The organism is Streptomyces sp. NPDC002513, assembly GCF_053595355.1.
In genome coordinates this window covers 1-12,640 of the sequence record NZ_JBSFXK010000102.1, presented here as the reverse complement: position 1 = coordinate 12,640, position 12,640 = coordinate 1, and the positions used below count along the sequence as shown (strand labels likewise).

The window sequence follows — 12,640 nt, the reverse complement described above, 5'->3', positions numbered from 1 at the left end:
AACAACGCCCGCTCCCGCTCCACCAGCAACGGCAACACAACCGACACCGTCACCAACTCCCGCAACGGAAACCGCGCCAACACCCCACCCACCTCGGGAGACAGGGCGGCGGCGAGACGGGCGACCGGCGGCTTCGACTCGTCGCGCAGGGCGCGGACGGCCGCCCGCACCGTCTCCCGCCGCGGTCCGTCCGGCACCCCGGCGGCGGCCCGCTCGTACAGGCCGGCGCCCTCCTGAAGGACCAGTGCGACATCGATGCGGGACGGCACCTTGATCTGGGCGTGCCGTCGCCAGGTGGCGACCGGATCGCCCCATGCCTCCACCTGACAGGTCCAGTTGCCGACCGATGTCGGTGTCACCTCGGCGCCCCAGCGATCCGATCCCGGTTCCAGTTCACGCATCGGCGTCCAGGGACCGGGACGGCCCTCGGGATCCCGGAGCACGACATTGGCGCCGATCGCACCGTGCCCCTCACCGAAGACCGTGGCGGTGACCTGGAAGGTCTCTCCCTCCACCGCCTTGGCCGGATGTCTCCCGCCGTCGACGGCGGGCCGGACGTCCACGATCGGGATGCGCCCGGTCACGGCCCGCACGCCACCGGCGACAGGGGTGTGCACATCCTGGTGCGTGGCCTGCGGTTCCATGGATTTCGCCTCCTCCGCCGATCTCGGTCCTCGGGTGAACTCCCGCTCTGTGGCGTTCGCTTTCACAGCTCCGCACGACGTCCGCTCCGCGTTCGCCGATGGTGCGGGACAGATTCCGGGTACGGTCCGCTCACAAGGGTCGCGGGATTCGGGCGGGTCGTGCCGCTCGCCGGGTTCGCGCGGGCTGTCAGGGATCGTGCGGGTCGTACGGGTCGCCGGGCGGGTGGTGTCGACGGGGGTTCAGATACTGCTCGGCGGCATCGACCGCCTCGCGTGCACACCGCTTCCCCATCAGCGCGCACAGCGTGTGGCCCGTGTCCTCGAAGTTGCCGCGGACGGCGCGGTTGTCGGGAGACGCGAGCATCAGCCGCTCCCAGGCCCGGTACTGCTCGAGGTGACGGGCGACCTCGGCTCTGGCGGGCTGCAGCATGGCACGGTCACCTCCGGACGTCGGCACTGAGCACGGTTCCGGAGGGTTCACGGAGGCACCGTCCGGAGGGTGCGCGAAAGCCGTGCACGGAGCGGGAGTGATCCGCTACGGCGATCGAGACCTTCACCTATGGTGCACGGTGCGCAACCAAGCGTCCTGTTCAAAATTCAACAACAGCCCGCCGACGGGCCTCGTGTTGCACGAATGGAGTAGCACTCTCACTCTGGTACTGACTCAGAAGCGATGGGCGCTCACGCTTCGTAATCGGGGTCCGGCCCTCCGGGCCGGAGGAGGAGCAAGAGCTTCGCCGGTGAGGAGCCAACGACAATGAAGACCGCAGCACCCTGCTACTACCACCTCGACATGGAACTCAGCCCGGAGCGCATCGGGCAGGTCCGGCGGATCCTGGCCGCCCACCTCCGGCACTGGGACCTCGACATACTCGTAGAGCCCGTATGCCAGTGCGCCGACGCGCTCCTGCGCACGATCGACCGGCACGCGGCGGACAAGAACACCACGATCGAGATGTGGTGGAACGGTCAGCACCTCATCACCGCGGTCCAGGACGCCGAACGGGACATCCGGCCGCACTACGCGCCGAGCGGCTGTCTGACGCAGATCGCGGCGCTGAGCAACGGCTGGGGCTACTGCGCCACCCCTGCCGGCGGCAAGATCGTCTGGTTCTCGCAGCGGGCCCGGTCCGGCGAGCGGTCCCCCCTCGTTCCGCCCGCGCCCGCACCGAGCCTGCGCGAGACCCGCCCTCTTCCGCGCGCCCTGCCGCTGCCGGCCGTGGCCACGGCACGGGACCGGGAGGAGCGCGCGGGCGGACCACCGGAGCCGGCGCTGGTCCGCGCCTAACTCTGCGGGACGTCCTTGACGAACACGATGCCGTCGCTGTCCGCCAGGTGGGCCGGGTCAAGCGGGGCGTAGCCGAACCAGGAAGAAACGCGGGTCGCGGGCCGCGTGTCGGTGAGGACGGTGGCCAGCCGCGCGGCGTCGATGAGGCAGCGGTCCTCCGGGAGCGCGTACAGGAGTCCTTCGACGGTGTCCGGCGGCGGGGTGTCCACTCCCCGGTGCCGGATCGTGCCGAGGGCCGTGGCCACGAAGGCGTACTCCGCGCCGAGTCGGGCGCTCACCAGCGCACCGGCGCTCCACCACTCCACCGGCCCCTCCCACAACTGCATCGTGCTCTTCTCCCGCTGGAGATGGGAGTTTTGGGCGTGGGCGAGTGCCGGGCCCCGAGCGGCGAGGGCGAGGAGGTTGTGAGCCATCATCTGGTCCCGCACGCCCACCAGCCGGGTCATGCGGGCCGGTGAGGCGTCGGCCATCCAGTGGTGGTAGCGCAGCAGGCCGGTCGCGGTACGCCCGTACAGGCGGGCCCGGTCCCAGTCGTCCCGCGAGGTCGCCGTGATCAGGTGCGGCGTCTGCTGGTCGAGCAGTGCCACCAGATCGTCGGCGAGCAGCCGCAGTTGGCCGGCTTCGGCCGACTGCCCCGTGGACTGGGTCGGGTCCATCATCGCGGCGGGGTTGGTCCACCGGTCGTCGGTGCCGAGCAGGCGGTCGAGTGTGTCCGCGGTGCAGGGGAGCAGGTCCGCGTCCACCTGGGCCGTGAGGTAGCCGTGGAGTGCGGTGAGGGCGTGCCGGGGGCTCGCGGCGTGGGTGATCTCCAGCGGGCCGTCGAAACCGGCGAAGCGGAGCCGCTCGGACGCGGGCCGGCCGTCGTTGTCTGCGCGGATGTTGTAGGCGCGCATCCAGCGCACGAGCTCGCGGTTGGCCGCGGACGCGCCCCAGCCGTGGCTGATCCCCTGTTCCATCACCTCGTCGAGGGTGCCCGCGCCCGAGGTGACGTAGTCGTCCACGACCAGGCCCCTCATGCAGTCGCTCTCGATCGCGATCGTCCGGTAGCCCTCCTGCTCGACGAGCTGCCGGAAGAGAGCGTTGCGCAGGTCGAGCAGAGCATCCTCGCCATGGGTGGGCTCGCCCAGGGCGAGGAGCCGGGGCCGGGCCGGGAGCAGCCTCATGACGGCGGCAGCCTCGACGGCATGGGCTGTGTCCTTGATGTCAGTCGCCATGCCTTCAACGGTATCGTTGAACCTTCGGTTGAAACTTTCCCACGATATCGTCAGCCTCATGGGGAGAAACCTTCAAAACGGGGAGCGACTCAGGCCGGTTGATCTGGCGCGCGGGCACGGTCTGTCCACGCAGGCGGTCAGGAACTACGAGGAGGCCGGCATCCTTCCGGCCGCCGGTCGCACACCTCACGGCTACCGCACCTATACGTCGCTGCACGCGGGGGCTCTGCGCGCGTTCCTCGCCCTGGTGCCCGGCCACGGGCACCGGACGGCGACGTCGATCATGCGGGCCGTGAACCAGGGCGCGGTCGATGAGGCGTTCCGCCTCATCGACGAGAGCCACGCCCAGCTCCTCGACGACCGGCGGACCCTCCAGGCCGTGGAGAACGCCCTCCGCGACCTGGGGCCCACCCCGGCCCCGGAGCCCGGTGCGGGGTCCGGGCCGGCCGGGGTGTCCGGGCCCGGCGGCACGTTCATCGGGCCGCTGGCGGACACGCTCGGAATCCGGCCCGCGACGCTGCGCACATGGGAGAGCGCCGGGCTGGTGCGCCCGCGTCGCGACCCGCGGACCGGGTACCGCGTCTACGACGACGCCGACGTACGGGACGCCCGGCTCGCCCACCAGCTCAGGCGGGGCGGCTATCTGCTGGAGCAGATCGCCCCGCTGATCGCCCAGGTGCGGGCGGCCGGCGGGCTGGAGCCGCTGGAGGCCGCGCTGTGCGACTGGCAGGGCCGGCTGTCCGCCCGCGGGCGGGCGCTGCTGACCGGGGCCGCAGAGCTGGAGGCGTACCTCCGCGGGCGCGGCTGAGGCGTCGGTCGCGGGTGCTGTGACCGGCAGGGTTCACCTGGTTGGAGGGGAGGAGCGCGGCGCCGCTACGGGCGTGATCCCGCCCATCGGCGAACTGCCGTACTTGGGCGGCCCCTTCCCGGAGTTCTCATGGCGGCTTCCCGTCAACTCCGCTCTTTCGGCCAAGGGGTCGGTGCTGTCAGACTCCGCACGTGCCCGACTTCGACATACTCGTCATCGGATCAGGACCGGGTGGCCAGAAGGCCGCCATCGCCGCGGCCAAGCTCGGCCGCCGGGTCGCCGTCGTCGACCGCCCCGACATGGTCGGCGGGGTCTCCCTCCACACCGGCACCATCCCCTCCAAGACCCTGCGCGAGGCCGTCCTCTATCTCACCGGCCTCACCCAGCGGGATCTGTACGGTCAGAGCTACCGGCTCAAGGAGGACATCACCGTCGCCGACCTGACCGCGCGCACCCGGCACGTGGTCGGCCGCGAGGTCGACGTCGTCCGCAGCCAGCTCTCCCGCAACCACGTCTCCCTCGTCACGGGAACGGGACGGTTCACGGACCCCCACACCGTCGCCGTACGCGAAGTGTCGGGCAACGAACGGCTGTTGAGTGCCGAGCGCATCATCATCGCCACCGGCACCCGGCCCGCCCGGCCGGCGAGCGTCGCGTTCGACGGCCGGTCGATCATGGACTCGGACAACGTCCTGGACCTGGAGCGGGTGCCCCGGTCGATGGTCATCGTGGGGGCAGGTGTGATCGGCATGGAGTACGCCTCCATGTTCGCCGCCCTCGGCAGCAAGGTCACGGTGGTCGAGAAGCGGCCCGGGATGCTCGACTTCTGCGACGTCGAGGTGATCGAGTCGCTGAAGTACCACCTGCGGGACCTGGCGGTCACCTTCCGCTTCGGGGAGACCGTCGCGGCCGTCGAACGACACCCCAAGGGCACGCTCACCGTCCTGGAGAGCGGCAAGAAGATCCCCGCCGACGCAGTGATGTACTCGGCCGGGCGCCAGGGTCTGACCGACGGACTCGACCTCGGCAAGGCGGGTCTGACCGCCGACGTACGCGGCCGGATCAAGGTCGACGATCAGTACCGCACCGAGGTGGGGCACATATACGCCGTCGGTGACGTGATCGGCTTCCCGGCGCTCGCCGCCACCTCGATGGAGCAGGGCCGCATCGCGGCGTACCACGCCTGCGGCGAGCCCGTGCACGAGATGGCCGGCCTGCAGCCGATGGGCATCTACACCATCCCGGAGATCAGCTTCATCGGACGGACGGAGGATCAGCTCACCGAGGACCGCGTACCGTTCGAGGTCGGCGTCTCCCGCTACCGGGAACTGGCCCGTGGGCAGATCATCGGCGATGCGCACGGCATGCTGAAGCTGCTGGTCTCCCCCGAGGACCGGACCCTGCTCGGGGTGCACTGCTTCGGCACCGGGGCCACCGAGCTGATCCATATCGGCCAGTCGGTCATGGGGTGCGGCGGCACCGTGGACTACCTGGTCAACGCGGTCTTCAACTATCCGACGCTCGCGGAGTCGTACAAGGTCGCCGCGCTCGACGCGACCAACAAGATCCGGCAGATCGACCGGCTCGAGGGCTGACGCTCACGGACCGATCGCGCAGCGCGGGCGGGGCACGGCGGTTCAGGGAGCGAGCCGGGTCCGATGCGCCGCGCGGATGACCTGTGCGGGGGACGCCGGGTTCCCCGCATGGACAGCACGGCCCTCGGTGATCGAGACTCGGCGGGTGGCCAGGTACTACGACGTTCATCCAGACAATCCGCAGCCGCGCACGATCGGCCAGGTCGCCGACCGCATCCGCGACGGCGCGCTCGTGGTCTATCCCACGGACTCCTGCTACGCGCTGGGGTGCCGGCTGGGCAGCCGCGACGGCATCGACCGCATTCGCGCCATCCGCCATCTCGACGACCGTCATCACTTCACGCTCGTGTGTCAGGACTTCGCCCAGCTCGGTCAGTTCGTGCAGGTCGACAAGGACGTGTTCCGTGCGATCAAGGCATCGACGCCGGGCAGCTACACCTTCATCCTCCCCGCGACCCGCGAGGTGCCGCGCAAGCTGCTGCATCCGAAGAAGAAGACGGTCGGTGTCCGGATTCCCGACCATGTGGTGGCACAGGCGCTGCTGGCCGAGCTGGGGGAGCCGATCCTGTCCAGCACCCTGCTGCTGCCGGGCGAGGACGAGCCGATGACACAGGGCTGGGAGATCAAGGAACGGCTCGACCACGTGGTGGACGCCGTGGTCGACTCGGGCGACTGCGGTACGGTGCCGACGACGGTCATCGACTTCTCCGGCGGCGAACCGGAGATCGTGCGCAAGGGGGCGGGCGACACGTCGCGGTTCGAGTGACGAGCGGGCCCACGGCATCCCGACGACCTGGACTTCCGGTCGGCCGCGGCGACCGGGACGTTCGCCGGCCGGAGCGCGGCGGCGGCCGTCGCGGGCCGGTCGGTCACCGGGCCCCGGACCGGGCCTCCTCGTCCACGGGCTCGCCGTGCAGCCGGCGGACGAGGGAGTCCCGGTGCAGTCCGGCGAGCGCGGCCAGCAGATCCGGGTGGCGCAGCAACGGGGCCGCACGGCGGTCGTGCTCGCCGGGATCGGTGAGCCTGCGAAAGTCGAACGCCAGGCCGGCCGTGTGGTCGCTGGTGCCCAGCGCGGCGACCGCGTCCCGGGCGAGGGACGGGGTGGTCAGCAAAGTGGCCGCCCAGCTCGCGACCACTTCGTCCACCCAGGTGCGCCAGCCCGCGTCGGTCTCCTCGGCGGCTACGGCACCGGAGCCGGTGAGCCGGTCCAGACGGGCGGAGCCGCCCGGCCCGACGAGGGTGACGAGGGCGGCGTCGGTGACGGTGGGGTAGCGCAGCCAGGCGGCGACCATCACGGCCTGGGACGCCTGGGCCTCGGCCAGGGCATCGTCCAGGGCTCCCCCGGTGCCCAGGTAGGAGCGCAGCAGCCACTGTGCGGTGGCGGCTATGACGGGGGACAGGTCGGCTGACATCCGCGTCACCCTACCCATCGGGCGAATGGGTGAAAATGGTGCGCATCACATCCGGGTGACAGGGCGGGGGACGTTCGCACGGCGCGTGCCCGGCGGTCGACCGCGATCGGCCACTCGCACTACGCCGGATCATCACGATGATGACCACCAAGGGCGGCACGGTCCATGACATCACGGTCGGCGACTGCCTGGAGCTGGCGGAATTCCTGAGTGCCCGCGGCAGCCGCTCGCCTGCGGCTTGTTGTGCAAGCCGACTTCAGAGTCGGAACGCCGTGGTCACCTGCTCCGCGAGATCGTCTTCCGTCATCGCGGTGCCGACCTCGATGGTGCGCAGCCTGAGCCTCTCGGTTTCCTCCTTGAGGTGTGTTGTGAACATGTGGTCGCGTTCGGCGATATGGCGGCCGGCCTTTGCTGGATCGCTGGTCTTCCAGATGAAACCTTCCCCTGGTACCGACCGACCCCGAATGGCGGCCTGGCGGAAATCGGGTGTGGGAAGAAGCCACACCGCGTGCTCAGGAGCAGCAAGTAGAGGCTTCACGAGGTGCGGCAACAGCCGGAATCCCTCGACAATGACGCACGGCTCCTGCGGCAGGCGAAGGAGGTCTTCAACGATCAGCCCGAAGCCCTCACCTCGAAACCAATGGAACGTCTCGAGCATGACTTCCGGAGACCGGTTCACCCATCGCTCGTCCATGTTCATGGCGATGAACTTGTGCAGAAAGGGGGCCTCCCCGAGGGTGGTCCGCCCAGCGTGATCCCGCATCACGTCGTCGGTCGCGTAGAGACGCCAACCGTAGCGGCCGGCCAGTCGGCGGGCGATCGTCGACTTGCCTGCACCACTCCCGCCACCAATCCAGAAAACGTGCCGCAGCCGTGCCAGAAGCTCTGCGGCGTCGGCCACCTCTTCATACTGTTCAGACTGCATCTCTCTCCGCTCCAATGGGACGACCACGCCGAACCTCCCGTCCGGAGGGCTGGCCAGGGCCTTTCGGGACCGTGCGCCCGGCGTTTCGGCTGAGGGCGGGCATGCCGAGGTTCACGGTGGTTTGCTGATCGATCTGGGCGAGATACAGAAACTCGCCCAGCTCGACGAGCGGGCCCGCCGGACCACCACCGTCAACCTCGGCATACCCGCGTTCCGCGATATCGCCAGCCGCACCATCGCCGCCAGCAACGACCCCTCATGACGCCCTCCGACATCCAGTTGCAACAACGTCTGCGGGCACACGCACACAGACTGCACAGCTCGACCGCCGCCGTCGAACTCATCACCGTACATCGGCGCCGGCTGCACCGCTCCGACTTCCCAGACCTGTCAGGGTTGCGTCACGCCGTTCAAGGGGGTCCGCCGTGGCGATACCTTGCGATGGCAGATCCTCCGGCCATCACGAGTGCGGACGGCAACGTCGTCAAAGGCCCGATGTCAGGACCGGGAGTCGGGCTCGGTACGTCCTGACCTCCTGGGGCCGTCCTCGCAGAGATTGCCGGCGAGGACGGCCTGTCTGCCCGAGACCGGGCAGTCGTCCTGGCCCAGCCGCGATCAGTCACCTTCGCGCTCGCCCCGATGCGCGGAACGGGGGTACTGGCCCTCACCGAGTACGGCACTGCCAACGGAGTACCGCCAGGTGCCTACAGCATCTGACGACCCATGACGTAGCGGCGCACGAGGAAGCGCGTCGGCAGGCTGTCTATTACACAGGGCTACTTGTCACTGCGCGGCAGCTTCGGGAGGACCGGGCCGACACGGGCAGGCCCCTGGTCAGTTCGGAAGCAGCAGTTCGCGGGTCTCCCCCGGCTGGACGCGGACCTCGCGGTACGGCAGCCGGACGTCGATGGGGTCGCGGTCGGACGAGGGCACGGTGATCTCCAGCCGCCCCCGCTCCAGCCGCAGCCGTACGCCCCAGTGCCCGCGATAGCGCACGGCGAACTCGTACGACGACAACTCCGGCAGCGGCGCGGGGTCGAGCAGGAGCGCACCGCCGCGGGTCTCCATGCCGGTCAGTCCGCGCTGGACGAGGTCGAGCGTGCCCGCCATGGCGCCCAGGTGGATGCCCTCGCCCGTGGTCCCGCCCTGGAGATCGGCGATGTCACCCCGCAGGGCCTCCTGGCAGAACGCCCACGCCCCGCCGCGCCGGGCCCGGGCCAGCACCCAGCCGTGCACCAGGCCGCTGAGCGTCGAGCCGTGACTGGTCCGGGAGAGGTAGTAGTCGACCGTGCGGCGCCAGAGGTCCTCGTCCAGCCGGTGGCCCAGCCGGCCGAAGAGGCGCTGGAGTTCGGCCGGTGAGAAGAGATAGCCGAGCATCAGCACATCGGCCTGCTTGGACGCGCGGTAGCGGTTGACGGTGTCGCCCTCCGCCTCCAGGATCCGGTCGAGGCGCCGGATGTCTCCGTAGCGCCTCCGGTAGCCGTCCCAGTCGAGTTCGGCGAGTTCGCCGTAGCCGTCGAACTGGCTGATGACGTCGTCGTGGAACGGCAGGTGGAGCGTGCGGGAGACGTCCTCCCACCTCTCCAGTTCGCCGTGGTCCAGTCCGGTGCGCTCGACCAGCTCGCGCCGTCGGGGTTCGGGCAGGACGCGCAGCACCTGAAGGGCCCGCTCCAGCACCCAGGCGGCGGTGACATTGGTGTACGCGTTGTCGTCGAGGCCAGGCTCCCGGGCGCCGGGGTAGGCGTCGTGGTACTCGTCCGGGCCGACCACCCCGCGGATGCGGTGCCGGCCGAGGCGCTCGTCGTGCGTCGCCGAGTCCGCCCAGAAGCGGGCGATCTCCAGCAGCATCTCGGCACCCTTGGTGTGCAGGAACTCGGCGTCGCCACTCGCCTCGCAGTACTGCCACACGTTGTACGCGACCGCCGATCCGACGTGCCGCTGGAGCCGGGTGTGGTCGGGCAGCCACCGCCCCGAGCGCGGGTTGAGGTGCAGTTCCTGAGTCTCCTCGCGCCCGTCGCTGCCGCTCTGCCACGGGTACAGCGCCCCACGCCGGCCGCTCGCGCGCGCCGCCGCGCGGGCGCGGTCGAGCCGCCGGTGGCGGTAGCGCAGCAGGGCCCGGGACACCTCGGGGAAGTGCAGGTTGAGATACGGCAGCACGAACAGCTCGTCCCAGAAGACGTGCCCGCGGTACGCCTCCCCGTGCAGGCCCCGGGCGGGCACCCCCACGTCGAGGTCGGCGGTGTGCGGCGAGAGCGTCTGCAGGACGTGGAAGAGGTGCAGCCGCAGGACGTGGCCCGCCTCCCCGGGGACGTCGAGCGCGGCCCGGCGCCACAGCAGCCGCCAGGCGGTGCGGTGCCCCTCGAGCAGCCCGTCGAAGCCGGGTGCCGCGCCCACCCGGTCGATCGCGGTGCGCAGCGGGTCGCTGATCGCGGGGTCGCGGGAGGTGTGCAGGGCCACGGTCTTGTCCACGGTCACGGTCCGGCCGGGCGCCAGGTCGAGCCGCACACGCTGGACGGCGCGCGGGAAGGTGTGGTGGATGGTGGCGGGGGCGCCGGCGGTCAGCCGGGCCGCCAGGCCGATCCGGATGTCGGAGGTACGGGTGCGGCAGCGCAGCCAGACCGTGTCCGGATCGTGGGTGCCGGTGTGGACGTGGGTGAGATGGCGGCCGTTCAGGCCGCGGTAGCGTGCGACACCCGCGTTGGTGACACCGCCGTCGAGCGCGGCCTCGACCTCCAGGGCGACGGCGCCGCCCTCGGCCGTGAACTCGGTGCGCAGGGCTGCGACATGGGGATCGGCCATGTGCACCAGGCGCTGCTGGCGCACCGACAGCGTGCGTCGCCCGCCGAGCGCGTAGCGCGTACGGCGCTCCAGCAGTCCGACGGACAGGTGCAGAACCTGGCGGTGGTCGAGCACGGTTCCCGTGTCCGGGGTGAGCCAGCGCTGTGCGGCGAGACGGAAGCGCAGCGGCAGCCAGTTCGGGAGGTTGACCATGTCCTCGTTCTCGACCTGGTGCCCCGTCCAGTGCGAGATGAGCCGGTTGTAGCAGCCCGCCACATACGTGCCCGGGTAGTGCACCTGGTCCGCGGAGCACTCGGGGAGCGCTCCGCGGGTGGCGAAGTAGCCGTTGCCCAGCGTGCACAGGGACTCCCTCAGCCGCTCGTCCCGGGGGTCGTAGCCCTCGTACTGCCAGGTCCAGCCCGTCACTGCGGCGTTCCTCCCACGTGCGGTCCCCGGGGTCGGTACGACGGTGGGGCACCGTTGCCGCACCAGTCTGGCCCGGGGGCCACTCCCGCGGCGCGGTCCACGCCGACGCCGGCGGCGAGAACCGCGCCCGCCGCTCCGCCGGCTGCGCCACCGGCGCCTGCGCCGGTGGGATCACTCGTGCTGCGGCACGATCGCGACCGGGCAATCCGCGTGGTGCAGCAGCGTGTGGCCCACCCGGCCGAGCTGGAGGCCGAGGTGCCCCTTCCTGCGCCGCGCCCCGATGATCACGAGATCGGCCGCCGCCGAGCGCTTCAGCAGCACCGTGCGGGCCGGCCCCTCGGCCGTGGCGGGCCGCACCCGGACGCCCGGGTGGTCGGCCGCCTGGAGGCGCAGCAGGGAGTCGAGCAGCAGGGCCGCCCGCTGCTCGTGCAGGCGTACCGGCACCCCGGCGGGCGCGGAGTGGTCGGTGGCCTCGTGTGCCGGGCGGCGCCAGGCGCGGACGACGTCGAGGACGCAGTCGCGGGCCTCGGCCTCGCGGAAGGCGAACCGTACCGCCTCGGCCGTCGAGGCGGGGTCGCCGGCCCCGAGCAGGATCCGCTCATGCGCTCCGGCCAGCCCGGCCGGGTCGCCGCGGACGACGATCACAGGGCAGTGCGCCCGCGCGGCCACGGACAGGCCGACCGAGCCGAGGAGCAGCCCCTTCAGTCCGCCGCGGCCACGGGATCCGGTGACCAGGACGGCGGCGCTCTGGCTCTCGTGCAGGAGCGCGGACACCGCGTCCTCGGGCAGGACGTCCGTGGAGACCGTCACCGCGGGATCGCGCCGGCGGGCACGCTCGGCCGCCGACTCGACGACGTCGCCCTCCCTCGCCTCCTCGAAGCGGTGTTCGGGATCGCCCGACGGTGCCCCGCCTTCGTAGCGTTCCCACAAGGAGGCGTACACCAGCCGGAGCGGCAGCCCGTGCCGGGCCGCCTCGTCCACGGCCCAGTCGACCGCGGTGAGGCTGGGCTCCGATCCGTCGACGCCCACGACCAGGGGCAGTTCCATCCTTTCCACCGCCTTCCGCCGGGCTGCGGCGGCGCGCAGCACGGGAGCGTCTCCTTTCACCATCGCACCGTGGAGGGGTTCGGCATCAGGGCCCACGCGGTCTTCTTCGGGGACGTATCCGGCCCTGCCCTCCAGACCTGGCGGTTCCGCCGTTCGCGTGGTGTCCTGAAGGGGACGGGAAGGGCCCGGTAAAGACGCGGAGCAGCGGCCGTCGGCCGCGCACCGCGCAATCAGGATCCGCGAGAAGCGGATGGGGTCCTTCCCGCCTCGTCATGGCGTGCCGGTCAAGCCGCCGGGCGGCCCGGACGGCCGTGGGCGGGCCGGGGGACGAGCGCGGACGCGCGCTCCGGGAGCAGCGCACGCCATCGTCCGGACCGCGCAAGCGTCCTCGGGGGTCGTTCGGCCCCGCGAATCCGGACTTGTAGAGGCCGATGAGGGCGATGAACAGTCCGATGCCCATGGTGATGCCGTGCTTGAGTGCCGACGGGATCGCGTTCATGATC

General features: G+C 71.1%; 12 protein-coding genes. 5 read left to right on the top strand and 7 right to left on the bottom strand.

The genetic code is table 11. The annotated features are described in order from the left end of the window. Both ACWD5Q_RS34095 and ACWD5Q_RS34090 read right to left on the bottom strand, forming a co-directional pair. On the bottom strand, positions 1-644 hold a 644-nt coding region (locus ACWD5Q_RS34095), incomplete at its 3' end, for a maltotransferase domain-containing protein (RefSeq protein WP_451430950.1). Between the two features lie 187 nt (positions 645-831). Continuing rightward, on the bottom strand, positions 832-1,074 hold the full coding sequence (locus tag ACWD5Q_RS34090) for a DUF5133 domain-containing protein (protein WP_451430949.1): 243 nt from the start codon (positions 1,072-1,074) through the stop codon (positions 832-834). Positions 1,075-1,401: 327 nt separating this feature from the next. On the opposite strand from ACWD5Q_RS34090, the gene ACWD5Q_RS34085 reads away from it, so the two are divergent. Beyond that, positions 1,402-1,932 carry a pep a2 gene (locus ACWD5Q_RS34085; RefSeq protein ID WP_451430948.1) on the top strand — a complete coding sequence of 177 codons (531 nt, stop codon included), beginning with the start codon at positions 1,402-1,404 and terminating at the stop codon, positions 1,930-1,932. Here the strand turns inward: ACWD5Q_RS34085 and ACWD5Q_RS34080 are convergent. Beyond that, positions 1,929-3,146, bottom strand: coding sequence for an erythromycin esterase family protein (locus tag ACWD5Q_RS34080; RefSeq protein ID WP_451430947.1), 1,218 nt, complete (start codon positions 3,144-3,146; stop codon positions 1,929-1,931). The two genes, ACWD5Q_RS34085 and ACWD5Q_RS34080, sit on opposite strands and share 4 nt — an antisense overlap. A gap of 58 nt (positions 3,147-3,204) precedes the next feature. Here ACWD5Q_RS34080 and ACWD5Q_RS34075 point away from each other — a divergent pair, with 58 nt between their 5' ends. From ACWD5Q_RS34075 to ACWD5Q_RS34065, 3 genes are all read left to right on the top strand, one after another. Next, positions 3,205-3,954 (top strand): TioE family transcriptional regulator, encoded by a 750-nt coding sequence (locus ACWD5Q_RS34075; RefSeq protein ID WP_451430946.1) that lies wholly within the window; start codon positions 3,205-3,207, stop codon positions 3,952-3,954. Positions 3,955-4,145: 191 nt separating this feature from the next. Continuing rightward, positions 4,146-5,549, top strand: coding sequence for a Si-specific NAD(P)(+) transhydrogenase (sthA, locus tag ACWD5Q_RS34070; RefSeq protein WP_451430945.1), 1,404 nt, complete (start codon positions 4,146-4,148; stop codon positions 5,547-5,549). Positions 5,550-5,694: 145 nt separating this feature from the next. Beyond that, a complete protein-coding gene (locus ACWD5Q_RS34065; RefSeq protein WP_451430944.1) occupies positions 5,695-6,315 on the top strand; it encodes an L-threonylcarbamoyladenylate synthase in 621 nt (206 codons plus the stop codon). Between the two features lie 103 nt (positions 6,316-6,418). Here the strand turns inward: ACWD5Q_RS34065 and ACWD5Q_RS34060 are convergent, their stop codons facing one another. After that, positions 6,419-6,961 carry a hypothetical protein gene (locus ACWD5Q_RS34060; RefSeq protein ID WP_451430943.1) on the bottom strand — a complete coding sequence of 181 codons (543 nt, stop codon included), beginning with the start codon at positions 6,959-6,961 and terminating at the stop codon, positions 6,419-6,421. 256 nt (positions 6,962-7,217) lie between these two features. Beyond that, positions 7,218-7,886, bottom strand: a complete 669-nt coding sequence (locus ACWD5Q_RS34055; protein ID WP_451430942.1) for a hypothetical protein — start codon at positions 7,884-7,886, stop codon at positions 7,218-7,220. A 121-nt stretch (positions 7,887-8,007) separates the two neighbouring features. Between ACWD5Q_RS34055 and ACWD5Q_RS34050 the strand changes: the two genes are divergently transcribed. Further along, entirely contained in the window at positions 8,008-8,148 is a 141-nt protein-coding gene (locus ACWD5Q_RS34050) for a hypothetical protein (RefSeq protein ID WP_451430941.1), read from the top strand. Between the two features lie 572 nt (positions 8,149-8,720). Here the strand turns inward: ACWD5Q_RS34050 and ACWD5Q_RS34045 are convergent. Next, the gene (locus ACWD5Q_RS34045) at positions 8,721-11,090 is read right to left on the bottom strand and encodes a glycoside hydrolase family 65 protein (protein ID WP_451430940.1); all 2,370 of its coding nucleotides are present in this window, start codon (positions 11,088-11,090) and stop codon (positions 8,721-8,723) included. A gap of 171 nt (positions 11,091-11,261) precedes the next feature. Beyond that, entirely contained in the window at positions 11,262-12,137 is an 876-nt protein-coding gene (locus ACWD5Q_RS34040) for a universal stress protein (protein WP_451430951.1), read from the bottom strand. Positions 12,138-12,640: the final 503 nt, after the last annotated feature.